Annotated in this window: 22 protein-coding genes; 9 read left to right on the forward strand and 13 right to left on the reverse strand. The window is 64.0% G+C overall.

Translation table 11 applies throughout. The features are described 5' to 3' along the window. From CE_RS12795 to CE_RS12805, 3 genes are read right to left on the reverse strand one after another with little or no spacing between them, the layout of a single operon-like run. Positions 1–762 (reverse strand): multidrug ABC transporter permease, encoded by a 762-nt coding sequence (locus CE_RS12795; RefSeq protein WP_006769055.1) that lies wholly within the window; start codon positions 760–762, stop codon positions 1–3. Positions 763–766: 4 nt separating this feature from the next. Next, on the reverse strand, positions 767–1,705 hold the full coding sequence (locus CE_RS12800; protein WP_006769054.1) for an ABC transporter ATP-binding protein: 939 nt from the start codon (positions 1,703–1,705) through the stop codon (positions 767–769). A 24-nt stretch (positions 1,706–1,729) separates the two neighbouring features. Further along, positions 1,730–2,257, reverse strand: coding sequence for an NUDIX domain-containing protein (locus CE_RS12805; RefSeq protein WP_011075993.1), 528 nt, complete (start codon positions 2,255–2,257; stop codon positions 1,730–1,732). A 191-nt stretch (positions 2,258–2,448) separates the two neighbouring features. Between CE_RS12805 and CE_RS15390 the strand changes: the two genes are divergently transcribed. Genes CE_RS15390 through CE_RS12820 form a run of 3 tightly spaced genes read left to right on the forward strand, consistent with a single transcriptional unit; the run spans position 2,449 to position 7,662 of the window. Continuing rightward, a complete protein-coding gene (locus tag CE_RS15390; protein WP_011075994.1) occupies positions 2,449–4,077 on the forward strand; it encodes a hypothetical protein in 1,629 nt (542 codons plus the stop codon). Then, positions 4,077–5,144, forward strand: coding sequence for a transporter substrate-binding domain-containing protein (locus CE_RS12815; RefSeq protein ID WP_006769050.1), 1,068 nt, complete (start codon positions 4,077–4,079; stop codon positions 5,142–5,144). Before CE_RS15390 ends, CE_RS12815 begins: the two co-directional genes overlap by 1 nt. Continuing rightward, entirely contained in the window at positions 5,116–7,662 is a 2,547-nt protein-coding gene (locus tag CE_RS12820; protein ID WP_011075996.1) for a serine/threonine protein kinase, read from the forward strand. Before CE_RS12815 ends, CE_RS12820 begins: the two co-directional genes overlap by 29 nt. Positions 7,663–7,743: 81 nt before the next feature. Here the strand turns inward: CE_RS12820 and CE_RS12825 are convergent, their stop codons facing one another. Both CE_RS12825 and pta read right to left on the reverse strand, forming a co-directional pair. Then, positions 7,744–8,940, reverse strand: a complete 1,197-nt coding sequence (locus CE_RS12825; protein WP_006769048.1) for an acetate kinase — start codon at positions 8,938–8,940, stop codon at positions 7,744–7,746. Positions 8,941–8,943: 3 nt separating this feature from the next. Then, positions 8,944–10,326: a phosphate acetyltransferase gene (gene pta / locus CE_RS12830; protein ID WP_006769047.1), complete on the reverse strand. Its 1,383-nt coding sequence runs from the start codon at positions 10,324–10,326 to the stop codon at positions 8,944–8,946. A 509-nt stretch (positions 10,327–10,835) separates the two neighbouring features. Between pta and CE_RS12835 the strand changes: the two genes are divergently transcribed. Continuing rightward, positions 10,836–12,203 carry an FAD-dependent oxidoreductase gene (locus CE_RS12835; protein WP_035109311.1) on the forward strand — a complete coding sequence of 456 codons (1,368 nt, stop codon included), beginning with the start codon at positions 10,836–10,838 and terminating at the stop codon, positions 12,201–12,203. A gap of 213 nt (positions 12,204–12,416) precedes the next feature. Next, complete coding sequence (locus CE_RS12840) at positions 12,417–12,953, forward strand: GNAT family N-acetyltransferase (protein ID WP_006769045.1); 537 nt, start codon at positions 12,417–12,419, stop codon at positions 12,951–12,953. A gap of 21 nt (positions 12,954–12,974) precedes the next feature. Here the strand turns inward: CE_RS12840 and purT are convergent, their stop codons facing one another. After that, positions 12,975–14,183 carry a formate-dependent phosphoribosylglycinamide formyltransferase gene (purT, locus tag CE_RS12845; protein ID WP_035109308.1) on the reverse strand — a complete coding sequence of 403 codons (1,209 nt, stop codon included), beginning with the start codon at positions 14,181–14,183 and terminating at the stop codon, positions 12,975–12,977. A 92-nt stretch (positions 14,184–14,275) separates the two neighbouring features. Between purT and CE_RS12850 the strand changes: the two genes are divergently transcribed. Further along, positions 14,276–15,460 carry an amidohydrolase gene (locus tag CE_RS12850; RefSeq protein ID WP_006769043.1) on the forward strand — a complete coding sequence of 395 codons (1,185 nt, stop codon included), beginning with the start codon at positions 14,276–14,278 and terminating at the stop codon, positions 15,458–15,460. 58 nt (positions 15,461–15,518) lie between these two features. Next, positions 15,519–16,109, forward strand: coding sequence for a hypothetical protein (locus CE_RS12855; RefSeq protein WP_011076001.1), 591 nt, complete (start codon positions 15,519–15,521; stop codon positions 16,107–16,109). Between the two features lie 309 nt (positions 16,110–16,418). On the opposite strand, the gene CE_RS12860 is transcribed toward CE_RS12855, so the two are convergent. Further along, positions 16,419–17,708, reverse strand: a complete 1,290-nt coding sequence (locus tag CE_RS12860) for an adenylosuccinate synthase (RefSeq protein ID WP_006769041.1) — start codon at positions 17,706–17,708, stop codon at positions 16,419–16,421. Between the two features lie 121 nt (positions 17,709–17,829). Here CE_RS12860 and CE_RS12865 point away from each other — a divergent pair, with 121 nt between their 5' ends. Together CE_RS12865 and tatA are read left to right on the forward strand one after the other, a co-directional pair. Beyond that, positions 17,830–18,681, forward strand: coding sequence for a hypothetical protein (locus CE_RS12865; protein ID WP_006769040.1), 852 nt, complete (start codon positions 17,830–17,832; stop codon positions 18,679–18,681). Positions 18,682–18,724: 43 nt separating this feature from the next. Continuing rightward, positions 18,725–18,895: a Sec-independent protein translocase subunit TatA gene (gene tatA / locus CE_RS12870; RefSeq protein WP_006769039.1), complete on the forward strand. Its 171-nt coding sequence runs from the start codon at positions 18,725–18,727 to the stop codon at positions 18,893–18,895. Here tatA and CE_RS12875 read toward each other — a convergent pair. The 6 genes from CE_RS12875 to CE_RS12900 all read right to left on the reverse strand — a co-directional run bounded on the left by CE_RS12875 (position 18,892) and on the right by CE_RS12900 (position 25,415). Further along, the gene (locus tag CE_RS12875) at positions 18,892–20,073 is read right to left on the reverse strand and encodes an FUSC family protein (protein ID WP_006769038.1); all 1,182 of its coding nucleotides are present in this window, start codon (positions 20,071–20,073) and stop codon (positions 18,892–18,894) included. The two genes, tatA and CE_RS12875, sit on opposite strands and share 4 nt — an antisense overlap. Positions 20,074–20,198: 125 nt before the next feature. Continuing rightward, a complete protein-coding gene (gene fbaA / locus CE_RS12880; RefSeq protein ID WP_006769037.1) occupies positions 20,199–21,233 on the reverse strand; it encodes a class II fructose-bisphosphate aldolase in 1,035 nt (344 codons plus the stop codon). Between the two features lie 292 nt (positions 21,234–21,525). Then, entirely contained in the window at positions 21,526–22,743 is a 1,218-nt protein-coding gene (locus tag CE_RS12885; RefSeq protein WP_006769036.1) for a glycoside hydrolase family 76 protein, read from the reverse strand. 101 nt (positions 22,744–22,844) lie between these two features. Continuing rightward, positions 22,845–23,537, reverse strand: coding sequence for a TrmH family RNA methyltransferase (locus tag CE_RS12890; protein WP_006769035.1), 693 nt, complete (start codon positions 23,535–23,537; stop codon positions 22,845–22,847). Then, the gene (pyrE, locus tag CE_RS12895; protein WP_006769034.1) at positions 23,518–24,072 is read right to left on the reverse strand and encodes an orotate phosphoribosyltransferase; all 555 of its coding nucleotides are present in this window, start codon (positions 24,070–24,072) and stop codon (positions 23,518–23,520) included. The genes CE_RS12890 and pyrE overlap by 20 nt, the downstream gene beginning before the upstream one ends. An 80-nt stretch (positions 24,073–24,152) precedes the next feature. Further along, positions 24,153–25,415 carry a hypothetical protein gene (locus tag CE_RS12900; protein WP_041628385.1) on the reverse strand — a complete coding sequence of 421 codons (1,263 nt, stop codon included), beginning with the start codon at positions 25,413–25,415 and terminating at the stop codon, positions 24,153–24,155. Positions 25,416–25,448 lie beyond the last annotated feature (33 nt).

Here is a 25,448-nt window from a genome sequence, read left to right on the forward strand (position 1 = left end):
TCAGGCATCCCGCTTCTCCAGCGCCACGATGCCGGCGATGAACAACACCACCGCCCAGATCCCGAAGTAGACCGCGCCGAACTCCGGTCCCCACCCCGGATCCGCGGTCTGGTACCCGGTGATGAAGGACCGCAGGTTGGTGAAGGGGCCGTATTTACCCACGAACTCCCCGACCCGGGGCAGGATACCCGCCAGATCCTCCAGGGCGAGGTGCCACATGAGGATCAGCGCGATGGCGCCGGCGGACTGCCGCAGCAACAGGGCGATACCGGAGGAGAAGGTCACCAGCAGGGCCGCCCCCACCGGGTACTGCCACATGATCCGGAGCGCCTCGTCGTCATTCCAGACATCCAGTGTGCTGCTGGCCAGATCCGAGGCCAGGGCCTTGGCCACATAGAAGCACAACAGCACCGTGATGAAGATGATCACCATGGCCAGCACCGTGTAGAGCAGCCATTTCGCCACCGCGACCACCCAGCGGCTCGGGGTGGCCAGGAAGGACTGCTGCTGATAGCCGTACCGGAACTCGGTGGTGAACATCATGACCGCCTGGACGATCACCACGATGAAACTGGCGATGTACACCCCGGCCACGGTGCTGCCCGCCAACAGCAGTGTGGTGGCCAGATCCTCCCCGGTGGCGAACGTACCCGTGATGGCGGCGAAACCCACACTGAGCAGGATGATCAGCGCCGTGGTCCACCAGAAGGACCTGGTGGTGCGGAGTTTGATCCATTCGGATTTGAGAACATTGACGAACATGGGTCTACCTCTCCTCCTGCGGGGTGGGTGGTGTTGCTGCCTGGTACTCCACGGACTCACCCGTGGTCTGGAGGAAGGCCTGTTCCAGAGAGGCACGGTGCTCGGAGAGCTCCAACAGCGCGATGCCCTGGGCGAAGGCGAGCTCACCGATCTCATCGGTGGTGCGGTCCATGATGGTGAAGGTGGGGCGGGCGTCGACAAGCGTCGTCTCGAAGCGGATCCCGCGCGCCTGCAGCGCCGCCTGCAACGCGTCCGGCTGCGGGGTGCGCACCGTGACGGTGGTGGCGGAATGCTCACGGATGAAGTCCTGGATGGGGGTGTCGGCCACCATCCGGCCACGGCCGATGACCACCAGGTGATCCGCCGTCAACGCCATCTCCGACAACAGGTGGGAACTGACCAGGACGGTCCGCCCCTCCGCCGCGAGATTCTTGAGCAGCATGCGCACCCAGTGGATACCCTCCGGGTCAAGACCGTTGACCGGCTCATCGAGGATGAGATACTCCGGATCACCCAGTAGCGCAGCCGCCAACCCCAGCCGCTGCCCCATGCCGAGGGAGAACCCACCGGTTTTCTTACCCGCCACATCGCTCAACCCCACCAGGCCGAGCACCTCCTCCACCCGGGAGGTGGGCAACCCGTTGGCCTGCGCAATCCACTTCAGGTGGTTGGCAGCCGAACGGTTCGGGTGGGTTGCCTTGGCATCCAGGAGCGCACCCACCCGCGTCAGCGGATTCTTCAACGCCCGGTAGGGCTGACCATCAATGGTGGCGTGCCCGGAGGTGGGGTTATCCAACCCGACGATGCACCGCATGGTGGTGGATTTGCCGGCGCCGTTCGGCCCGAGGAACCCCGTCACCATGCCTGGTTTGACAGTGAATGTCAGGTCCTCGACCGCCCGGACCTGCCCATACTGTTTGGTGAGGCCTGCGACTTCGATCATGCAGACCAGTGTGTCACTAGTTGCTCAGTGAGACACAGCGAGGTCCCCCGCAAGACCGCGCAACCGGGGCCACGACGCCTTGAACGCCGGCATCAGCGGCAGCTCATCCACCTCTGACACAGGCACCCACCGCAACTCCAGGGACTCCTCATTGGCGGTGGTCTCCAGGACATCACCGCTGGTGGTACGTGCAATAACGGTGGTGTACGTCCAGCCTCCGGCGAGCTCGGGACGCTCCGGGTCAGCCGGGAAGGGTCCCGCGGTGACCACCGTATCCAGAATCTCCACCTGTCCTGCATCTATTCCCGTCTCCTCCGCGGCCTCCCGCAGTGCTGCCTGAGCCTCGGACTCATGAGAATCCCGCGCACCACCCGGAAGCGCCCACGTGCCACCGTTATTGGTCCAGTGCGCACGGTGCTGCAAGAGCACCCTCCACCCGGAGACGTCCTCCCCCGCATGGCCTGCGATCAGCAGCAGACCAGCCGCTCCATTACGTCCCCACATGGCAGCACCCTCAGGTCCCGCTGCCCAACCGTCACCATCGCCTCTCATGCACTACACATTAGGTGAACAAGGTGTTCCGTGGAACCGGCGCGGGGAGACAGCTGGGGCGGACAGCTGGGGGAAGTCGCCGGGTTCCGGCATGGTCCCCCCTCCACCAGATCAGAACATACGCTACCCAGATCACAATATGATTGCGCCGTCTACTTTCTCACAGGCATCAACCGCGCTATCCTGAAACAATGACGCGGGATGGAATTGGGGAGCAATCCACAGTTGCAGGTGGGTCGGGTGCGCCCGGCGGATCGTCCGGCGTGCATGGATCACCGCTGATCGGTGATCGCCAGGGGGAGGATGAGCTCCCCGAGCCCGCTCATATGGGCAGCTCACGGCGTGTCAATGGTGGAAGTCGGCGGGCCCGGAACGGGGTGCGGAGTTTCCGCAGCACTGCCCAGCCGGTCCGGGACACCACCCAGGTTGATGATGACGATGATGATTCCCCGGATCACTGGTTGGATCCGATCACCACGCAGAACCGGTCCAGGCGCAGTGTGCTCAATGCCATCATCCAGGAGACCTTCGGTCAGCCCCTGTTCGTGCTGCGTCGCCTGTGGGGGTTCATCAACACCTCCCCGGGCAAGATCACGGCGCTGACCGTGATCATCTCCGTGGCGATCTTCGCCGCCGGTTATGCCATGTCGATCTCCTCGGAGCAGCGTCAGTCCCAGCTGGACAACCTGATCACCAACACCGAACCGGTCTCCTATAACGCCCATGTGCTCTACACCTCCCTGTCGGTGGCGGACACCATCGCCACCACGGGGTTTGTGCAGGCCGGTATCGAGGGGCCCATGAACCGGGTGCGGTACAACTCGGCGATCGACCGTGCGTCGGTGGCCGCCACGGAGACCGCGTCCTCCGCCGATATGAGCGATGAACGGTTGATGGAGCTGGTCACCGAGATCCAGCGCCAGTTGCCCATCTACACCGGTCTGGTGGAGACGGCGCGCAGTAACAACCGGGCGGGTAATCCGGTGAGTGTGGCCTATATGGCCGAGGCGAGCGCGATGATGCGTAATGAGATCCTGCCCAAGGCCTCCGAGTTGTACAACATGACCAGCCGTGCGGTGACGGATCAGCAGCGGACGATGATGCGCCCGCAGTGGGTGCCGTTGTCGGGTCTGCTGGCGGCGCTGGCCATGTTGGTGTTGGCGCAGTGGTGGCTCATGCGGGTCACCCGCCGTCGGATCAACAAGGGGTTCGCCCTCGCCACCACGATGATGCTGATCGCCACCTTCTGGGTTGCAGCCGCCGACTGGACCACCTGGCAGGCGGGCACCCGGGGTTTCGAGGAGGCATCCGGACCGCTGAAATCCATGACCACGGCGCGCATCTATGCCCAGCATGCCCGCACCACGGAGACACTCGCGCTGGTGCGTCGTCAGTCCATCCAGGGCAGCACCACCGGGTTCAACGCCACCATCAGCCAGATCCAGCGGGCCGTGGCCGAATATGAGCAGACCGCGCAGGCCCAGACACCGGAACACCAGGTACTTCTCGGCCAGATCCGTACCGCGATGACCGAGTGGTCGCGGGAGCATGACCAGTTCATGATGTTCCTCCAGAACGGTGACTACAATGCGGCGGTCACCACCGCCCTGTCCACGAATGCGGCGGGCCGGACCAGCTTCGATGAACTGGATGCGGCCATGGCTGAGATCATCGCGGATTCCCGTGTGGCCATGCGTTCCTATATTGAAAGTGGTCTGGCGGCCACCTCCCTGGTGGCCATGTCCGTGTTGATCCTCTCGATCGCCTCGGTGATGGCGCTGTGGATCGGTATCCGGCCACGACTGCAGGAGTACCTGTGATGACGGGCGCTTATCGACGACCCGGCCGCCTCCTCCCCACCCTGGTGGGGGCGTTGCTGTCCGCAACCCTCCTGGCGTCCTGCGTGAACCCGGAGATAGACACCTCCGCCACCATGGACGACATGTACCCGCGTATCAATCCCGAGGCAGGCCCTCCCCTGCCCCCGGGATCCAAGGTGGAGGCCCCCGGCACCGTCCCGGCGCGCCCGGTGATCACCGACACCTGGGAGGGATCCCTGAGCCCCGATGACCGGCAGCCGAAGGAGAGGGTCCCGGAGATCTTCCAGCGGGGTCGACTCATCGTGGGTGTGGACCAGTCCAAGAATCTGCTCAGTTTCCGCGACCCCGTTAGTGGACAGCTCCGCGGTTTCGAGGTGCAGCTGGCCAAGGAGATCGCCCGGGATATCTTCGGCAACCCCGAGGCGGTCGACTTCAGGTTCATCGAGGCCGGCGACAGTCTCCGTGGACTGTCCCGGGGTGATGTGGACATGGTCATCCGGTCGGTGTCCGTCACCGAGGACCGCCTGCGGCGCATGGAGTTCTCCACCCCCTATATGCGCACCCAGACCCGTCTGCTGGTCATGGACAACTCCGGTATCCAGGGCATTGAGGATCTCGCGGGCAACACCGTCTGTGTGGCCGACGGTTCCACAGCACTGCAGAAGACCCGCGCCATGGCACCGGAATCCAGCATTCTGCGCACCCGTAACTGGTCGGACTGCCTCATGGCACTCCAGCAGCAGCAGGCCCAGGCGATCCTCGGTGATGATGCGGTCCTCGCCGGCATCGCCGCGCAGGATCCGTATACCCGGATCCTGCCGTCCATCCTGGCCTGGGAATCCTATGCCGTGGCCATCGCCCCCTCCCGGGCGAGTAGGGACACCACCGGTCTGGTTAGGCAGGTCAATGCCACGATGGAACGCATCCAGGAGGACACCACCTGGTGGTCGATGTTCAACGACTGGTTCGGCCAGCATCTGTACACTTACGGTCCACCACCGCTGCAGTACCGGGACGAACCACAGGCAGAGGACGGAGATGACGGAGAGACCGATGACGGACAATGAGCGCAGGAACGTGGAGGACCCCGGCACATCACCTCCCACCGAGGCGGTGAAATTCGACCCCTTCGCCGATGACGATGACGATCTCGACGAGGTGGAGCGGGCCCTGGCCCCACACACCGAGGGCGTGGCCTACGACCCTGATGCTGTTTCCCCCGGCACCGAGGCGGTGAAATTCGACCCCTTCGCCGATGACGATGACGAGGATGACCTCCCGGTTGAGGAACTGGATCACCTGCTGAAGGATCTGGATCAGCTCCGTGCCACCCAGGGGCAGTTCGTCCCGGCGGAGGAGGAGGAACCCACCGATGTCACGGTCAGTGACCCGGAGATCCCGACCGCCGCGACATTCGCCAGTGCTGATCCGAGCGCACGCAGCCGCAGGGAGGCGATCTCCACCTTCCGGGAGCGGCGTGGCATCACACGTCAGTCCCGCACCGTGGCCGACGGCATGGTGGAGCTGCCGTTCATCACACCGAAGCCGGAAAGTGAACTGCTCATCGATCCGGAGGCGAAACTCAAACCCGGTATCAAACCACCCCAGCTGCAGGCGGGTGACATCGTCGCCGAGCAGTATGAGGTCCTGGGGGTGATCGCCCATGGCGGCATGGGCTGGATCTACCTGGCCAATGACCTCAATGTGGCCAACCGTGTCGTGGTACTCAAGGGCATGATGGCCCAGACCAGTGCCCAGGACCAGGGCACGGCCGAGGCGGAACGCGCCTTCCTGGCTGATATCACCCACCCGGGCATCGTGAAGGCCTACAACTTCATCGATGATCCCCGGGTGCCCGGTGGATTCATCGTGATGGAGTACGTCAACGGGCCCTCCCTCAATGACCGCCGCAAGCAGCAGAAGGACGGGGTGCTCAGCTTCGACCTGGCCATCGGGTACATCCTGGAGGTCCTGCCGGCGATGGACTACCTGCACTCCCGGGGTGTGGTCTACAACGATCTCAAACCGGAGAACATCATCGCCACCGAGGATCAGGTCAAGCTGATCGACCTGGGTGCGGTCTCCGGCATCGGGGCGTACGGCTATATCTACGGCACCAAGGGGTACCAGGCTCCCGAGGTGGCCACGCAGGGACCATCCGTGGCCTCGGATATCTACACCATCGGACGCACCCTGGCGGCGCTGACCCTGAAACTCCCTGTCGAGGACGGGGTGCTCGCCCCCGGGATCCCCTCACCCAATGATCAACCGCAGCTGCGCCGTTACCTCTCCTTCTACCGCCTGCTGCTGCGCGCCACCGCCGAGAAACCGGAGGACCGGTTCACCTCGGTGGCGGAACTGCGCACGCAGCTGTTCGGTGTGCTCCGGGAGATCCTGGCCATCCGTGATGGGAAACAGTTCCCTCCCCAGCACTCCCTGTTCTCCCCACAGCGAAGCACCTTCGGCACCAAGCACATGGTCTTCCGCACCGACAAGCTTATCGACGGCATCGACCGCCAGGTCCGCATCACCGCCCCCGAGATCGTCTCCGCACTGCCGGTGCCACTGATCGACCGCACCGACCCCGGGGCCCGCATGCTGTCGGGTTCCTCCTACGCGGAGGCCTCCGAAACCCTGGAGAACCTACGCACCTCCATGGAGAACGAGAAATACCGCGACTCCATCGAGATCCCCCTCGGTGTGGTGCGTGCCCTGCTCGACCTGGGTTTCACCGCCGAGGCCCGCGCCTGGTTGGATACCCTGAAGGAGCGGATGGGCCGGGACTGGCGGCACCAGTGGTTCTCCGGGATCACCCACCTCCTGCTGGATGACTACGCCGCCGCCCAGGAGTACTTCTACACCGTGCTCACCATCCTGCCCGGTGAGGCGGCACCGAAGCTGGCACTGGCGGCGGTGGATGAGCTGCTCCTCCAGCAGATGGGTTATGAAAACACCCCCCTGCTCACCCCGGCCCTGGTCAACGCCACTGCCACCCTGGGTGATGACTTCGAGGAACTGGATGCCTCCGAGTTCAAGGGGTTGGGCAAGACCTGGTCCCACATCACCACGGAACCGGCAATCCTCCGGTTCCACTCGCTCCGTGTCTATGCCCTGGTGTGGCTGACCAACCCCACCACGGTGTCATCGGCCTTCGGGCTGGCCCGGCAGCTGATGGCGGAGGGCCAGATCGAGCTGGCGGTTCAGGCCCTGGACAAACTGTCACCGGCCTCCCGTCACCACCGCATGGCAAAACTCACCACGATCCTGTTGCTGCTCAGCTCCAATCTGAGCGAATCACGCATCCGACGTGCCGCCCGACGGCTCTCCGAGATTCCCACCAACGACCCCCGCTTCAACCAGATCAAGATCGCCATCATGTCCGCCGGCCTGTCCTGGCTGCGGGACCGGGACCTGCAGTCCGCCGCCTCCCCCAACCCCCTGTTCGAGTACCCGTTCACGCAGCGCGGTCTGCGGGAGGGCATCTCCGAGGCCCTGCGGGTGCAGGCCCGGTCCGCCCCATTCGCCCGGCACCGCTACACCCTGGTGGACATGGCCAACGCTGTCCGCCCCTTCACGTGGTTCTAGTTCCCGGCGGGCACTGACCGCGAAGCGCCGCCCCGCTGAGCAGTTCAGTGGGGCGGCGCTGCACGGTGTGTCAGGAGGGGGCTACTCCGCGAACTTCGCGGAGTAACGGGCGATCGCCAGCTCCTCATTCGTGGGGATGACAAACACCTTCACCGTGGAGTCATCGGTGGAGATCAGGCGCGGGCCGTCGTTGGGTAGCTTGTTGCGCTCGGGATCAACCTTGATGCCGTACATCTCCAGACCGGCGAGGGCATCCTCGCGGACGAAGTGGGCGTTCTCGCCGACACCGGCGGTGAAGACCAGGCAGTCCACCCGGCCCAGGGCAACCATGTAGGAACCGAGGTAGCGGCGCAGCTGGTGGATGTAGATGTTGTAGGCGGACCAGGCATCCTGGTCGCCGTCCTCGATCATCTGGTGCAGTTCACGGAAGTCGTTGACCCCGGACAGTCCCTTGACACCGGACTTCTTGTTCATGAGGTTGTCGATCTCATCGATGCTCATGTTCGCGTTGCGTGCCAGGTGGAAGACCACGCCCGGATCGATATCGCCGGTGCGGGTGCCCATGACCAGACCCGCCAGCGGGGTCATGCCCATGGAGGTGTCCACCGCCACCCCACCCTTGACGGCAGCCATGGAGGCACCGTTGCCCAGGTGGAAGGTGATGGTGTTGATCTCCTCGGCGGGCTTGTCCATCAGGTCCACCACGCGTGAGGACACGTACTCATGGGAGGTGCCGTGGAAACCGTAACGACGGATACCGTACTCCGCCGCGACATCCTTGTTGATGGCGTACAGGGCGGCAGCCGGTGGCAGGGAGTGGAAGAAACCGGTGTCGAAGACCGCCACGTGGGGAACATCCGGAAGGATCCTGCGGGCGACCTCGATGCCGTCGATATTGGCGGGGTTGTGCAGTGGTGCCAGTGGGATGAGGTCGCGGATCATCTCGACGATCTCATCGGTGATCAGCTCCGGTGCGGAGAAGAGGATGCCGCCGTGAACCACACGGTGACCAACCGCGATGATATCGACCTGGGAGGGCCCGCAACCATGCTCGGTCATGAGGTCGAAGGACATGGACAGGCCTGCGGAGTGATCGGCGATGGGGGCTTCCTTGACCACCTTCTCACCCTCGATCTTCAGGATGATCCGGCCCATCTTCTCACCGATCTGCTCCACCAGTCCGGAGACGAAGGGATCGTCGGTGGCATGGTTCGCCGGGTTGACGAGCTGGAACTTGATCGAGGAGGAACCTGAGTTCAAAACGAGTGCTAGGGCCATGGTTTACTTGCCTCCGGCTTGAATGGCGGTGATGGCGACGGTGTTCACGATATCGGGGACGGTGGCGCCGCGGGACAGGTCATTGACGGGCTTGTTCAGACCCTGGAGGATCGGCCCGACCGCCAGGGCATGCCCGGTGCGCTGGGCGGTCTTGTAGCCGATGTTCCCGGCCTCCAGGTCCGGGAAGATGAACACGTTGGCGTGTCCGGCGACATCGGAATCGGGCATCTTCTTCTTCGCCACACCTGGGTCAACGGCGGCATCGAACTGGAGCGGTCCATCGACCTTGAGGTCCGGATCGATGCGGCGGGCCTCCGCCAGCGCATCGATCGCACGGTCCACATCGGGGCCGGTACCGGAGTTACCGGTGGAGTAGGACAGGATGGCCACGCGGGGGTCGATGCCGAACTGCGAGGCGGTCTTCGCGGACACCACGGCGATCTCACCGAGCTGCTCGGCGGTGGGGTTGGGGTTGACCGCACAGTCACCGAAGGCCCACAGGCGCCCACGCAGCACCATGAGGAAGATGGAGGACACCACGGAGGCCTCGGGAACGGTCTTGATGATCTGGAAACTCGGCTTGATGGTATGCGCGGTGGTATTGGCGGCACCGGAGACCATGCCGTCGGCATCGCCGTTGTGCACCATCATGGTGCCGAAGTAGGAGATGTCCTTCATGGTCTCCCGGGCCTGCTCAAGGGTGATGCCCTTGCTCTTGCGCAGTTCCGCGAACTGTTCGGCGAACTCATCCAGCTTGGGGTCGGTGAGCGGGTTGATCACATCGGCCTTCTCCAGGTGCAGGCCGAGCTCGGTGGCACGGGAATGGATCTGCTCCGGGTCACCGAGGATGGTGAGTTCGCAGATGTCCTTCTCCAGGAGCTGGTGGGCGGCCATGAGGATGCGGTCATCCTCACCCTCCGGGAGCACGATGTGGGCCTGTTCCTTGCGGGCACGCTTGAGCAGCCAGTTCTCGAAGAGGGCGGCGCTCATGACCGGCTCGAGGTTGCCGTGGTTGCGGACAGCCTTCTTCAGCTTGTCCGGCTTGGCCTCCTCCTCGGCGGTGAAGGCCGCGACGACCACGGCACCGACGTTCTTGGCCTGGGTGCGTGCCAGGGTGACGTGGGAGCCACGCTTGTCGACGAGCATCAGCATCGGCACACCGAGCGCGGCGGCCACCTGAGCATCGAAATGCGCATTGCCGGCACCGACGATGAGGGCAGGTCCATCCGCGAGCAGATCCGCGGCCAGGACTTTGGACATGTCGAAATCATCACCGCGTATGGGAACCAGGTTTACCTCCAGGTCCCGCGCGAGTGCTTCAAGGTCAAAACCATCGAAGCTGCGGTTGACGGTGGTGATCAGAGCCGACGTTGGGGTGTCAGACATGCATCGCCTTTCTTCTCTCAACCCGGAAGAGATGGGGGTGATCCTCTCCACCAGATGTGTGCCGCTCGGCACTCGTGGCAAGTGTTGTGATTCTTCGCATAGCTTAGCGTCGTTTGAAGCCCGATACCTCACGGATGGAATTTTTTTCTTTCATCACACCTACCTGCAGGTATGGGGCACCCGCGTGAGCTGCACAAACCACGGATCTTCACAAAAACAGAATTTTCGTGTTACAGGTTGCGAAGATCATTTTGTTAAGTTTTCTGGCCGCATCGGGGTCGCTTTCCCCTGCATGCGGCACCCCCTCAGCGTACGCCAGACGAACATCCCGCGGGGTGGAAAACACCCTCATTCAGAGTGTGGAAAGGGTCGCCTACCTCCCTGTGGGCAAAGCACGTATCATAAGGGGTTATTAGGAACCCGGAACACCCGGCCTCATGAGATTCGGGTGCCCGCCCCTGCCCAGCGGCCGGGATCGTCAACCAATGTTTAAGGAACGAAAACTGTCTATGTCTCGCCCTCTGCGCGTCGCTGTTGTTGGCGCTGGCCCAGCCGGAATCTACGCATCCGACCTGTTGATGAAGTCCGACCACGATGTCCAGATCGACCTGTTTGAGCGCATGCCCGCCCCCTTCGGCCTGATCCGCTACGGTGTCGCACCCGACCACCCACGTATCAAGGGCATCGTGAAGTCCCTGCACAATGTGCTGGACAAGGAGCAGCTGCGCCTGCTCGGCAATATCGAGATCGGCAAGGATATCACCGTCGATGAGCTCCGTGAGTTCTACGACGCCATCATCTTCTCCACGGGTGCCACCGGCGACCAGGATCTGCGGGTCAAGGGTGCGGACCTCGAAGGCTCGTGGGGTGCCGGCGAGTTCGTGGGCTTCTACGACGGCAACCCGGATTTCGCCCGGTCGTGGGATCTGTCCGCTGAGAAGGTCGCCGTCATCGGTGTCGGCAACGTGGCACTCGATGTCGCCCGCATCCTGGCCAAGACCGGCGATGAGCTCAAGGTCACCGAGATTCCGGACAATGTCTACGAATCCCTGTCGCAGAACAAGGCCAGGGAGGTTCACGTCTTCGGTCGTCGTGGACCCGCCCAGGCGAAGTTCACCCCGCTTGAGCTGAAGGAACTGGACCACTCTCCCAACATCGAGGTGGTGGTCAACCCCGAGGACATCGATTACGACGCAGCCTCCGAGCAGGCACGCCGCGATTCCAAGTCACAGGATCTGGTCTGCCAGACCCTGGAGCAGTACGCGATCCGCGACCCCAAGGGTGCCCCGCACAAGCTGTTCATCCACTTCTTCGAATCCCCCGTGGAGATCCTCGGGGAGGACGGCAAGGTCGTCGGCCTGAAGACCGAGCGCACCAGACTGGACGGCAACGGTGGCGTGGTGGGCACCGGCGAGTTCACCACCTGGGATGTCCAGGCTGTGTACCGCGCGGTCGGTTACCGCTCCGATGCGGTCAGGGATGTCCCCTTCGATGATGAGCGTGCGATCATCCCCAATGACGGCGGTCGCGTCATCGACCCGTCGACAGGCTCCCCGGTGACCAGCCTGTATGCCACCGGCTGGATCAAGCGTGGGCCGATCGGGCTGATCGGCAACACCAAGTCCGACGCCAAGGAGACCACGGAGATGCTCCTGGCCGATTACGCCGCCGGTTCCCTGCCCGCCCCGGCTAATCCGGAGACCGACGCGATCATCGAGCTTCTCGACGACCGGAAGATCCCCTACACCACGTGGGATGGCTGGCACCTGCTGGATGCCGCTGAACGTGAGGCTGGTGAGCGCGAGGGTCGCGAGCGCAAGAAGATCGTTGAGTGGAATGACATGGTCCGCTTCGCCCGCCCGGAGTACGAGATCTAAATTTCAGCTGAACAGCTCACGAGGCACCCCAATCGCCGGGAAAGAGACAAATGCCTCTGACCCGGTGTTTTGTTGTTTAATTCACTTCTTATTCATCTTTTGTACATGTACCAGTTGGGGACTGTACTTTTCGCCGGCCACGGGATCTCATTTCAGCACCAACGGAAAACCCGCACTTGGAACATTCTGTCCGAGACACGTTAGTATTTGGCCATGACCCGATACTTTTCAGTTTCCAACCTTGCCGAGCTGAGCTCCCTTGAGGTGCACAAGCTGTACAAGCTTCGCGTGGACATCTTCGTTCATGAGCAGAAGACCCCCTACGCCGAAATCGACGACACCGACGCCCTCCCGACCACCCGCCACATCCTGGTCTGGGAACGCCACGAGGACCACCCGACGGAACTCAAGGGCTGCGCACGTCTCGTCCCCACCACCGTCTCCGAGGTCGCCGCCGCCACCGGCGCCACCCTCGAGCTTGACGACGCCGAGGTCTCCCAACTCGGCCGCGTCGCCGTCTCCCAGGACTCCCGCGGCACCGGCCTGTCCGCAGAGATCATGGAAAACGCCCTGCGCCTCGCCTATGAGCAGTTCCCCGGCAAGGATGTCGTCCTCACCGCACAGCTGCCCCTGCAGGAGTTCTACGAGGGCTTCGGTTTCACCACCTGCGGCACCCAGTACGACGAGGCCGGCGTTGCCCACGTCCCCATGGTGCTCAAGGCATCAGAACTGGTCCGCTACGCGGCCTAGAACGGGGCGTCGACAAGCATCTCACCCGTGGACGGTGACCGCGGCTGCCGCGAGGGTGGCCCGATCACGTGCGGTGGCGGTGTCCTCGGCGGTGGACACCGCGACACCCATGCGTCGTTTGGTGAAGGCCTCTGGCTTGCCGAAGAGGCGGACATCCGTCTCCGCGACCGCGAGCGCCTCCGCGAGACCCGCATAGGACACCCCGGGTGAGTCCACGCCCCCGTAGATGACGGCGGATGCGCCCGGGGAGGTCAGGGTGACATCAACCGGCAGACCCAGGACAGCCTTGGCGTGCAGCTCGAACTCGGAGAAGCGCTGGGTGGCCAGAGTGACCAGACCGGTGTCATGCGGACGTGGGGAGACCTCCGAGAAGTACACATCATCCCCGGAGACAAACAGCTCCACACCAAATACCCCGCGCCCGCCCAGGGCATTAGTGATGCGGGCGGCCACCGAACGGGCATTCTCCAGTGCGGGGGCGGTCATCTCCATCGGCTGCCAGGACTCCACATAGTCACCATCCTGCTGACGGTGACCGATCGGCTCACAGAACCAGGTGGCAGGCTTGCCGGTGGCCGGGTCGATACCGCGGACGGTGAGCAGGGTGATCTCGTAGTCGAACTCGACGAACTGCTCCACGATGACCCGCTGGTTGGACACACGGGCGCCACTCATCGCGTATTCCCACGCCGATTCCAGATCCTCCGCCGAGGTCACCACCGACTGCCCCTTGCCGGAGGAACTCATCACCGGCTTAACCACATTCGGGTACCCCAGACGCTCGGCGGCGGCGGTGAACTCCTCGAAGGTGGAACAGAACTCATAACCCGAGGTGGGCAGCCCCAGCTCCTCCGACGCCAGACGACGGATACCCTCCCGGTTCATGGTCAGCTGGGTGGCCCGCGCGGTGGGCACCACGGTGGCCAGGCCCTCCTGCTCGATCCGGACCAGCTCGTCGGTGGCAAGTGCCTCGATCTCCGGGATGATGAAATCCGGCTTGATGGTGGTGACCAGCTCACGCACGGCCGCAGCATCCGTCATGTCAATGACATAGGAGAAATGCGCCACCTGATGCGCGGGGGCGTTGTCATAGCGGTCCACGGCATGGACCTCCACACCGAGGCGCTGGAACGCGATGGTGACCTCCTTGCCCAGTTCACCTGAGCCCAGGATCATCACCTTCGTGGCATTGGGTGAAAGGGGCGTGCCGATCTTCTCTGGGATAAACAATTGGGATTCCTCCGTCTGAGCGCCTGGTTCCATATGGCTACCGCTAACTGTATCGAACACCCCGGACACAGGGCACGAGTACGGTTGTACGTATGAATGCACTCCTTCACAATCTTGATGAAACCCGCGCTGACCGCGAGGAACTGTACAAGTGGTTCCACCGCAACCCGGAATTGTCCAGCGCGGAATTCAACACCATTGAACGGATCCGCACCGAGCTGAAGAACATGGACATCGACAAGCTCATTGATGTCACCGCCACCGGTGCTGTGGCCATCATTGAAAACGGTGACGGCCCCGTCGTCGCGCTGCGCGGTGACATCGACGCCCTGCCCGTCACCGAACAGACCGGATTGGACTACGCCTCCGAGGCCCACGGTGTCATGCATGCCTGTGGCCACGACTTCCACATCACCACCCTGCTCAGCGCCGTCGATGTCTTCGCCTCCAACCGGGATAAATGGTCCGGCACCCTGGTCGCGGTCTTCCAGCCCGCGGAGGAGACCGCCTCCGGCGCGCGGGCAATGGTGGAGGCCGATATCGCCAGCGTGATCCCCAAACCCGATGTCTACCTGGGGCAGCACGTCATGGCTTCCCAGGCCGGGGTGATCTCCATGCCGGAAACCGCCGTCATGTCCACCATGGAATCCATCCGTGTCCGCGTCTTCGGCACCGGCACCCACGGATCCATGCCCCACCTGGGAGTAGACCCGATCGTGCTGGCCGCGCACATCATCACCCGCCTGCAGACCGTGGTCGCCCGCGAGATCTCCCCCTTCGACTTCGGCGTGGTCACCGTCGGCGCGATCAACGCCGGCACCAAGGCCAACATCATCCCGGAGTCCGCAGAGATCCTCGTCAACACCCGCGCGATGTCCGTGGAGATCCAGGAGAAGATCCGCACCGCCATCGAACGCATCGTGCGCAGCGAATGCGAGGCAGCCGGTTGCCCCGCCGAACCCACCTTCGAGTACTACGACCGCGCTCCCCTGACCTTCAACGACGCCGACGCCCGCAGCGTGGTGGCCGAAGCCTTCAACCAGGCCTTCGGCGAGGAGTACCAGGTCACCCCACCTTCCACCGCCTCCGAGGACTTCTCCGTCATCCCCGACGCCCTCGGTGTGCCCTATGTGTTCTGGTTCGTCGGCGGTTACGAGGACCCCGAGAACGCCCCCGGCAACCACTCCCCCTTCTTTGCACCCGTCATCCAACCCACCCTGGACCGTAGCCTCGAGGCCTTCATCACCGCGGCCTCGGCATGGTTGGTGCGCAGCTAGGGATGCGGGAAGTTTGACGACGGTTTGATGGCTGTTTGATCTATCAGGAGGACCCCAGATGAAAACCCCCCGGCCACGCCTCCCCCTGCCGAAAGTGCCCGTGAAAGTATCCGGTATGCGGGCCGTCACCGGGGCCTTTGCCGGGACCTTCGCCGAACCACGGTGGGAGAAGGCCCGGGGCACCCTCCACACCCAGATCAAAACAGCGATGAAATCCGGGCGCAGCTACGGCAAGACCATCGCCCCCACCCTGCAGGAAATGGAGAAACTCCTGCCTCGGGTGTCTGCAGTGTCCCATGAGGATGCTGTGGTCAGTGAGTTGTGTACCCTGGTCATCGCGGAGGACCTACAGTGCGGCATCCAGGAATTCTGCGTCGCCGCGCCCGAACTCGACTGCATGAAAGACGCCCGGATCCTGGAGTACCACGCCGCAACCTCGCATCTCATCTCCTCGGCTGCGGCGCTGATCGGGGCGCGTTTCGACGACAATTCTCCCCCACCCGCCATCGACACCGCCATGGCTTTCGATGCCGTGTTCACCAAACTCGGCACCGCTCCCCACGAAGACACCCGCTCCCGCTTCTACACCCGCATGTCTCCCCGTGACATCATGGACGCCCTCAGTCACTTCGAGTACCGGCCGTACTGATCGGGCGGCTCGGCTGGGGCGGGCTGGGGCCAGATGTTGGCCTGTAAGCGCGGGGTTGCTCAGAGGACAACAAACAAGAGCGATGTCGTGGTCAATAGGGCCCGACACCCCACAGCTGTTGGCCTCAGTGCCCCCACCTGCTCACAGCCCAACAGATCCCCCCAGGCCAACAGAACCCCAGCCCAACAGAACCCCAGGCCCAGAACCTCAGGCCCAGAACCCCCACACCCCCAGCACACAGAAAAGCACCGGCGCCCCATCAAAATAACGGGCACCGGTGCTCATCAGCCAAAGCGGAAATCTACGGGCTTAGGACTCCATGACGTCGTGAAGCACGATGGTCTGGTCGCGGCCGGGGCCGACACCGATGTAGGAGAAGCGTGCACCGGAGAGCTCCTCGAGGCGTCGGACGTAGTCCTGGGCCTTCTGGGGCAGCTCCTCGAAGGTGCGACAGCCGGTGATGTCCTCGTCCCATGCGGGCATGGTTTCGAAGATGGGCTTGGCGTGGTGGAAGTCGGACTGGGTCATGGGCATTTCGTCGTGACGCACGCCGTCGACCTCGTAGGCCACGCAGATCGGGATCTCACCGATGCCGGTGAGCACGTCGAGCTTGGTCAGGAAGTAGTCGGTGAAGCCGTTGACGCGGGAGGCGTAGCGGGCGATCACGGAGTCGTACCAACCGCAGCGGCGCTTGCGGCCGGTGTTCACGCCGACCTCACCGCCGACGGTCTGGAGGTACTCGCCCCACTTGTCGAACAGCTCGGTTGGGAACGGGCCGGCACCCACGCGGGTGGTGTAGGCCTTGATGATGCCGAGGGTGGAGGTGATCCGGGTGGGGCCCACACCGGATCCCACGCAGGCGCCACCGGCGGTTGGGTTGGAGGAGGTGACGAACGGGTAGGTGCCGTGGTCCACGTCGAGCATGGTGGCCTGGCCGCCCTCCATGAGCACGTGCTTGCCCTCGTCGAGAGCCTTGTTGAGTTCCAGGGTGGCATCGATGACCATGGGGCGCAGGCGGTCGGCGTAGCTGAGGAAGTACTGGACGGTCTCCTCGGCGACGATAGCCTTGCGGTTGTACATCTTGACCAGGACCTGGTTCTTCACATCGAGTGCGGACTCGATCTTCTGGCGCAGGATGGATTCGTCGAAGATGTCCTGGACTCGGATGCCGACGCGGCCCACCTTGTCCTGGTAGGTCGGTCCGATGCCACGGCCGGTGGTGCCGATGGCGCGCTTGCCCAGGAAGCGTTCCTGCACCCGGTCCATGATCTGGTGGTACGGGGCGACCAGGTGCGCGTTGGCCGAGATGCGCAGGCGGGAGGCGTCCGCGCCGCGGGCTTCAAGTCCGTCGATCTCCTCGAAGAGTGCCTCGAGGTTGATCACCACACCGTTACCGAGGATGGGGGTCGCCGTTTCGGAGAGGACACCGGCGGGAAGGAGCTTCAGCTCATACTTCTCGCCACCGACAACAACCGTGTGTCCGGCGTTGTTGCCCCCGTTGGGCTTGACCACGTAGTCGACGAGTCCGCCGAGGATATCCGTGGCCTTACCTTTGCCTTCGTCGCCCCACTGGGCGCCGACAATCACGATTGCAGCCATTGGTTTACGTCACTTCCGATCAGTGAGATTTCGAGCATGCGCATAGTTGTACGCTGAGACGTTATTTCATACTACTAGGCCCCGGGCCGAATTCCGTCATCGGAATACTAAGGTGGTACATATGCGTCTTGTTGTCCTGCGTTGTGCAGCCCCGTCGTTCACCGATTTCCCCGGCGCTCCCGTGGCACCCGAGGTGCATGATCTCCCCGAGGTGCCCACGCGACGTGACCTGCGCATGCTCGACGACGCGGCCTTCGATGTGCTCCCCCATGACCCCACGCCGTCCCTGGATGAGATCGCACGGCAGCCGGATGTGGCGCACCTCGGCACCCCACAGCCGGCCCCCCAGCACCCGGAGCAGCCCCTGCGCATCGTGGTGATCGGCAGCGATGCCTCGCTCTCCGCGGTGATCACCCGCCTCATGCGGGCGGACAACATGTGGGCCGAGGTCGCCTATGTGCCCACCGGGGAATCTGTCGCAGCGAAGAACTGGGGTCTGCCCGCGGATCCCGGCGCCGCCCTGCGCCTGGCACTGACCGGTGTGGCGAAGCCTGTACCCACCATCCGTGATGATGCCGCGGTGGCGGTCGCCGGTTCCGCCACCATCACCGACTGGGAGCCGGGCGAGATCACCGGGGAGATCATCGTGGATGACCACGTGCTCGTGCGCCATGAGGCCTCCCCGAAGACCCCGCGCCGTGGTATCTTCGGTGCCCGCCTGGTGCCCATGATGGTTGCCCCCGGTATCGCTGCGGCGGTCATGGACACCCCCGCCCCCGGCACCGAGATCAAAAAGGGCCTGTTCAGGCGCCCCACGGGCACCCTCATCCCCGAGAGCTTGTCGACGGGCCGCGCCACCCAGGCCGGCGGCCCCTCACTGCGGGTCACCGTGGACGGGGTGTCGCGTAAACGCGCCGTCGAGCGGGTGACCTTCTACCGCCACCTGCGCGACCTCCAGGTGGTCCGTCCCTGATGGTTAGACTGGTTTCCACTATTCCCCACATGGAAAGGTTCTCATGACACCCGCCGGTCCGGCCCAACTCCTCATCATCGCCCTCGTGGTGCTCGTGCTCTTCGGTTCCTCGAAACTCCCTGATGTCGCACGATCCCTCGGTCGATCCCTGCGGATCTTCAAGTCGGAGATCCGTGAGTTGAACAGGGATGACTCCACCACGAACCAGCCCTAGTGGCTCGCCTCATCCTCGTCCACCCACACCTCCGGTGGGTAGGCGGGGCTGTCGGAGGTGGGCACCAGAACCGCCACCGCCGATTCACGCGACATGCCACAGATCTGCAGCAGATCCACGATGATGGACCGCGACTGCGCCAGGATCACCTGGGCGGACAACACCCGTCCCTCGGCCACCTCGACACCCACCCGCGACCCGAGCTGACGCAGTCTGCGCACCAGTTCGGGAATCTCAATGGCCTCACTGACCTCCCGGTGTCGTTCGTAGAGGTCCGACAGGCTCAGGGCGATCGCGGCGATCTCCTCGATGATCTCGATCTGTTCGTCGCTGACCTCATCGCCGTCCTGGGTGAGCACCAGGGCACGGCGGGCAAGCACCCGGCTGTTGCGGATGGCGTTGTCCACTGGAGAGAGGATCCTGATGAGTGATCTGATGCGGCCGCGGTTGGTCCACAACAGCGGTGAGATCCTGGTCTGTTCCTGACCCGAGGAGGCTGCTGTTCTCAACTTGTCCACGTCGGTCTGGGAGCCACGGATGGCTTCCAGGGCGGCGTTGAGGGCGCGGGAGTCTTTTCGTCGTAAAGCATCGGCGACGTCGTCGAGCACGCTGGAGACGATGCCCAGCACGTTGGACACCTGCTGCCGTCCGGCGCGCAGCGGCGAGGAGGGCAGCAACGCGATGACGAGGATACCGGCGACACCACCGACCAGCGCATCGATGACACGATCCAGACCACCGCCGTCACCGGGTGGCAGGATCGTCGCGATGAGGATGCCACCGATGGCCATCTGGTTACTCACCAGGCCCGATTTGGATACAAACGACGCCAGCGTCAGGGCACCGAGCACCACCACGAAGATCTGCCAATAACCGGACCCGATCTGGACAATCACCAGATCACCCAGGCCCACGCCGAGCGCACACCCCAGGGTCAGTTCCCCCGCACGTTTGAGCCTGTCACCGCCGGTCAGCCCGAGGATGATCACACACGCCATGGGGGCGAAGAACGGCCGGGCATGCTCCAGGACCTCCGAGGCGAACCAGAACGCCAGCCCCGCCCCGATCGAGGACTGCAGGATGAACATGGCGCGGGAGCGCACGCGGATGAGCCGGTTCCGCAACGAGGTATCGATCTCATGGAGTCGGGCGATCGTGCCCAGCTTCTTCTTGGCCATGGCAACAACACTAGTGTCGGTGCCCGCCCCAGACAGCACAAACACCCGGTGGCCTGGAGGGGGTCCAGGGCACCGGGTGTCAGAGGTGTAACTGAGGTGTATCTGAGGACCTCTGCGGGGTGGGACTACTTGGCGGTGGTCTTGCCCACGGAGTGGAGGTCCTGGCAGGACTCGATGACGCGCTCGGACATGGACTGCTCAGCCTTCTTCAGGTAGGAGCGTGGGTCGTAGGCCTTCTTGTTTCCGACCTCACCGTCGATCTTCAGCACACCGTCGTAGTTCTCGAACATGTGGGATGCGATCGGGCGGGTGAAGGCGTACTGGGTGTCGGTGTCCACGTTCATCTTGATGACACCATAACGCAGGGCCTCCTCGATCTTCTCCTTCTCGGAGCCGGAGCCACCGTGGAAGACGAAGTCGAACGGCAGCGCGTCATCGGCCAGGCCGAGCTTCTTGCGGGCGACCTGCTGACCCTCGAGGAGGATCTCCGGACGCAGCTTCACATTGCCCGGCTTGTACACGCCGTGGACGTTGCCGAAGGTGGCGGCCAGCAGGTAACGGCCGTTCTCACCGGTGCCGAGGGCGTCGATGGTCTTCTCGAAGTCCTCAGGGGTGGTGTAGAGGTTGGCGCCGGCCTTGGCCTCGACGCCGTCCTCCTCGCCACCGACAACACCGATCTCGATCTCGAGGATGATGTTGGCTGCCTTGGACTTGGCCAGCAGCTCCTGGGCGATGGAGAGGTTCTCATCGATCGGGACAGCGGAACCATCCCACATGTGGGACTGGAAGAGGGGCAGCTCGCCGCGGTCAACGCGCTCCTGGGAGATGGCCAGCAGTGGTCGCACGAACTCGTCGAGGACCTCCTTCTGGCAGTGGTCGGTGTGCAGGGCGACGTTGATGCCGTAGCTCTTGGCAGCCTCGTGGGCGAAGGCGGCCAGTGCGACAGCACCCTTGACCTTGTTCTTCACAGCCAGGCCGGAACCGAACTCAGCACCACCGGTGGAGAACTGGATGATGCCGTCGGACTCCGCCTCAGCGAAGCCCTTCAGCGCAGCGTTGATGGTTTCCGAGGACGTGCAGTTGATCGCGGGGAAGGCGAAGCCGCCCTCCTTGGCGCGATCGAGCATCTCGTTATAGACCTCGGGAGTTGCGATTGGCATAGAAAGTCTCCTCCATAAGCTGACTGTCTGTATCAGACATGGTCATTTCAGAATCGATGTGGCCCGGGATTCCCAGGCACATGTGTGCGCACCGCTGGACCACGGCAGGCATGTCCGGTTGTATCCGGCCGGACATTGCATGTCGTCCCAGCGACTGCCTACCCCCAATTATGCCTGTCTCACCGGGTTTTTGCGCTGTGATCAGGGACTCCACCTGCAATGTCGCCAAAATCCCAGCTCATATAAGATGTTCGCAGTGCAAACGGGGGGTGGTCCGGCCGTCGTGCGGCCCTCAGACAGCCCGGCCGGTGAATTCCGCGCGCTCACCGGCCATGAACTCTGCTACCTTCGCGGCAGCCTCCATGAGCATCCAACCGGACAATTGCACCGACAGATCCCGCTCATCCACCCGCACCACACTGACGATCTCATTGATCCCGGAGGATCCGATGCCGTAGTTCTGCGGCAACCGGGCATCACTGGTCCAGTCGGTGGCGAACACCGGCAGCCCGTCGACCTCCAGGCGGTGGTTCCACACGCTCTCCGCGGATTCCAGCACCAGGCGCGTGGCCTTCTTCCGGGTCCGCCGGTTGGCGTCGGAATCATCGGGGAGCCGGACCGCCACCTGTGCCAGGTAACGCACCAGGATCCCCTTGAACAACCCGCCGTCACCGTCGCCGGTATCCCAGTCGATGACCCCGTGCGGGGTGGCCATGTGCCGGGAGATCGCATCCACCAGCGCACGGATGTGGATGATGTAGCGCATGTATTCCTCGGCCTTCTCGGCCTCGCGCCAGGTTTCCACCTCCGTGGAGGACACATCGTGGCGTTCCCGCAGCTTCAGGGCGATCTCCAGGCAGGCGCCCAGGGCCACCCCCTGGCAGTAGGGGTGGATGTTGCGCACCAGTTCGGGGCCGTGCATGCGCATGCGCAGGCCGTCCATGACCAGGCCGTCGACGTCGATGAGGTTGTCGAAGATCCAGTCGGTGATCTGCATGGCCTGGTCCAGACGGTCGGTGCGGGCCATCATGATCGCGGCCGGCCCGTTGGAGGGCACGTTGTAGAAGGTCTCCCCCGTCCGCCAGGGCAGCACCCCGGTGAGGGTATCAATACCTGCGACGAGGTTGTCCTCCAGTGGTTTCAGCGCCTTGGGGGCACGGATCTTGCGCACCTTCCCGGCGCGCCCCATCGCCAGTGCCAGCCAGGCCTTGTCATCGTAGTACTTGTTGGTGGTCAGCTTGCCCAGATTGCGCGTGGCGATCCCCCGCATGGTGTAGCGGATGCGGTCCCGGCGTGCCTTGGTGGTCCGGCGCCGGGCGGCGTCCACCAGGCAGTCGAGGTAATGGGCCTGCCACCAGTAGTGCCAGTGGACAAAGAGTTTTTCCTTGGTGTTGGCGGGCCAGGCCACATAGGCCAGGTTGGTTCTGGGCATGCCCCAGACGCGAGCGGCGTGGCGCTCATTGATGGCCGACTCTGCAAGGTCGGCCCGGTGGACCCATTTGTCTAACACTTAATAGTTCTTACTCCGGTGGTAGTGCTGCTGGCAAAGCTCAACACCATGGAGTATAACGAAATCCTAACGAGGCGGGATGGAAAAATTTAACACCGGCCCTACCAGGAGTTTTCCAGGTCGGCATGTTGACGGATCCAGGTGTGCATGGCGATACCGGCGGCCACACCGGCGTTGATCGACCGGGTGGATCCGAACTGTGCGATGGAACAGGTCATCAGGGCACCGGCGCGGGCCTCATCGGTGACGCCGGGGCCCTCCTGCCCGAACAGCAGCAGACAACGTTCGGGCAGCTGCGCGGTTTCCAGCGGCACGGACCCGGGGGTGTTGTCGATGGCCACCACAGTCAGATCATTGCGCAGCGCCCACACCAGCAGGGAGTGCACATCGGGGTGGTGTTCCAGGTGCTGGTAGCGGTCGGTGACCATGGCACCGCGGCGGTTCCACCGGCGGCGGCCGACAATGTGCACGGTATCCACGGCGAAGGCGTTGGCGGTGCGCACCACCGTGCCGATGTTGGCGTCGTTCTCGAAATTCTCGATCGCCACGTGCAGAGGGTGGCGCCGGGCGTCGATATCAGCGACGATGGCCTCACGGGTCCAGTAGCGGTAGGCATCGACCACATTGCGGCGATCACCGTTGGCCAGCAGGTCCGGGTCATAGTGCTCCCCGGTCGGCAGCGGCACCCCGGGGTATTCCTCCGCCCAGGGGAGCTTGCCGACGCGCGACTCACCCCACTCGGTGGGGCCCGGCCCCTGCTCGGCGGTCTCCGGGTTATCCGAGGTCAAGGTCATCCAGTCCGAGCAGGTAACGGTAGGGCAGGCCCTCGGCGGCGATGACCTGGTCCGCGCCGGTGGCACGGTCGACGACGGTGGCCACACCAACCACCTCGGCGCCGGCCTCGCGCAGGGCGGCAACGGCGGTCAGTGGGGAATTGCCGGTGGTGGTGGTGTCCTCCACCACGAGCACCTTCTTACCCACGATGTCCGGGCCCTCGATGCGGCGCTGCATTCCGTGCTTCTTGGCCTCCTTGCGCACCACGAAGGCGTGGATGTCGCGGCCGTCGGCATGCATGATGGCGGTGGCCACGGGATCGGCGCCGAGGGTCAGGCCCCCGACGGCCTCGTAGTCCCAGTCGGCGGTGGCATCACGCAGCAACCGGCCGATGAGGCGGGAGGCCTTCGCGTGCAGCGTGGCACGGCGGACATCGATGTAGTAGTCGGCCTTCTGACCGGAGGAGAGGGTGACCTCCCCGTGGACCACGGCAAGGTCCCTGATGAGTTCCGCGAGTTCGGCCTTGAGCCCGGCGTCGATATGAGGTGCAGACATGAGGTGTCGGTCCCTTTCCCTGAAGGTGATGAGGCGTGAGGAAGTTGTTGCCTTCAAGCATAGAACCCGGGGTGGACATCCTATGCGTCGTGGTCCGGATCCCGGTCGGCGTCCTCGAAGATGCTGGAGTCACCGCTGAGTTCCCGGAGCACCCGGGTGCCGTTGTAACGCTGCGGGTCCGGGGTGGGGCGACCATCGGGATGGCCATCGGCGATGGAGTCGACGTTGTCGCCCCCGAGTGCACGGGGTTCGACCACCCCACGGCTTTCCTGCACACCCCTCACCGGCATCTGCAGTGGTTCCTCGGGCCGGATGACCAGGGGTTGGGCCAGGTCCACCTCATCTGCTGCCGGTTCCGGTTCGGGTGCATCCGGCGCCGGGGGTTTCGTGCGGGTGGGTTCGATCAGTGCCAGGTTCACCGCCGTGTCCTCCGCACGTGGCGGGAGGGTGAAGGAGGCGTCGGTGAGCAGGGCAAGCGGCCGGAGCATATTCTCCCAGTCCTCCGCGCTGCTGCCCCTGACTGTTTCGGCGAGCACCCAGTCCGATTCGAACCACACGGCACTGACCGCCTCGGGCATGGCCTCGAACGCCACCCGGACGCGTTCATCGACGAACCGCTGGGCGACGGTGGCCATGTTGGACAACAGGGTGAACCCCGCGAAGGAATCCACCTCCACCAGGTCATCGGAGTCGGTGCGTTCCGGGTCGGTGATCAGGGTGCTGCGCCGGGCGTCGATGACCACCTCGGAGGTGCGTCCGCGGCGCATCGCCATCACCGGCACACCCGCCAGATCCACCAGGTGGGTCTCATACCCCTCGGCCATGCCGCTGGCCACATCGCGGGCGACCGCACCGGTGGAGGCCGCACCCCGGGACCACTCGTCGGTGAGGAAGGCGTCCTCCCGGATGAAATCGAAACCGTGGCGCGAGGCCCACTGTTTGCGTTCCCGGCGCTGTCCCCTGGGCAGGGACTGCAGAAACGACTGCTTTTCGACGCCCGGTCGTTCCTCCTCCCGCACCGGCGCCGGTTCGGGTTCCGGCTCGCTGATCTCCAGCTCGTCCTCGCTCACCTCGGGGACAGCAGCCAGACCGGCCTCGACCTCCACGTCGAGGTCACGGCTGTCATCGTCGTAGTGGACACCGGCCTTGTCCGGGACCGGTTCCGGTTCGGGGGCCTCTGGTGTGGGGTCTGCCTCCGGGGACGGTTCCGGCTCCCGGGGCGTGGGGGACGCTGGTGGGGCGGGGGCGTCGTCACGCGTCTTCTTCGACCGTGAATCCGCGGTCCACAGAGCGATTCCGGCCGCCAGGATCACAGCGGCGATGAGCAGCACCAGAGTTTCCATCACAACTCACACCTTACTGGCAGCTCCCGGGTT

Source organism: Corynebacterium efficiens YS-314, assembly GCF_000011305.1.
In the GTDB taxonomy this organism is placed as follows: Bacteria; Actinomycetota; Actinomycetes; order Mycobacteriales; family Mycobacteriaceae; genus Corynebacterium; species Corynebacterium efficiens.

Bases quoted from the DNA above. Each gene is read 5' to 3' on its own strand.
- CE_RS12795 (WP_006769055.1), bottom strand. From the start codon at position 762: ATGTTCGTCAATGTTCTCAAATCCGAATGGATCAAACTCCGCACCACC.
- CE_RS12800 (WP_006769054.1), bottom strand. From the start codon at position 1,705: ATGATCGAAGTCGCAGGCCTCACCAAACAGTATGGGCAGGTCCGGGCG.
- CE_RS12805 (WP_011075993.1), bottom strand. From the start codon at position 2,257: ATGAGAGGCGATGGTGACGGTTGGGCAGCGGGACCTGAGGGTGCTGCC.
- CE_RS15390 (WP_011075994.1), top strand. From the start codon at position 2,449: ATGACGCGGGATGGAATTGGGGAGCAATCCACAGTTGCAGGTGGGTCG.
- CE_RS12815 (WP_006769050.1), top strand. From the start codon at position 4,077: ATGACGGGCGCTTATCGACGACCCGGCCGCCTCCTCCCCACCCTGGTG.
- CE_RS12820 (WP_011075996.1), top strand. From the start codon at position 5,116: ATGACGGAGAGACCGATGACGGACAATGAGCGCAGGAACGTGGAGGAC.
- CE_RS12825 (WP_006769048.1), bottom strand. From the start codon at position 8,940: ATGGCCCTAGCACTCGTTTTGAACTCAGGTTCCTCCTCGATCAAGTTC.
- pta (WP_006769047.1), bottom strand. From the start codon at position 10,326: ATGTCTGACACCCCAACGTCGGCTCTGATCACCACCGTCAACCGCAGC.
- CE_RS12835 (WP_035109311.1), top strand. From the start codon at position 10,836: ATGTCTCGCCCTCTGCGCGTCGCTGTTGTTGGCGCTGGCCCAGCCGGA.
- CE_RS12840 (WP_006769045.1), top strand. From the start codon at position 12,417: ATGACCCGATACTTTTCAGTTTCCAACCTTGCCGAGCTGAGCTCCCTT.
- CE_RS12850 (WP_006769043.1), top strand. From the start codon at position 14,276: ATGAATGCACTCCTTCACAATCTTGATGAAACCCGCGCTGACCGCGAG.
- CE_RS12855 (WP_011076001.1), top strand. From the start codon at position 15,519: ATGAAAACCCCCCGGCCACGCCTCCCCCTGCCGAAAGTGCCCGTGAAA.
- CE_RS12860 (WP_006769041.1), bottom strand. From the start codon at position 17,708: ATGGCTGCAATCGTGATTGTCGGCGCCCAGTGGGGCGACGAAGGCAAA.
- CE_RS12865 (WP_006769040.1), top strand. From the start codon at position 17,830: ATGCGTCTTGTTGTCCTGCGTTGTGCAGCCCCGTCGTTCACCGATTTC.
- tatA (WP_006769039.1), top strand. From the start codon at position 18,725: ATGACACCCGCCGGTCCGGCCCAACTCCTCATCATCGCCCTCGTGGTG.
- CE_RS12875 (WP_006769038.1), bottom strand. From the start codon at position 20,073: ATGGCCAAGAAGAAGCTGGGCACGATCGCCCGACTCCATGAGATCGAT.
- fbaA (WP_006769037.1), bottom strand. From the start codon at position 21,233: ATGCCAATCGCAACTCCCGAGGTCTATAACGAGATGCTCGATCGCGCC.
- CE_RS12890 (WP_006769035.1), bottom strand. From the start codon at position 23,537: ATGACCTTGACCTCGGATAACCCGGAGACCGCCGAGCAGGGGCCGGGC.
- pyrE (WP_006769034.1), bottom strand. From the start codon at position 24,072: ATGTCTGCACCTCATATCGACGCCGGGCTCAAGGCCGAACTCGCGGAA.
- CE_RS12900 (WP_041628385.1), bottom strand. From the start codon at position 25,415: ATGGAAACTCTGGTGCTGCTCATCGCCGCTGTGATCCTGGCGGCCGGA.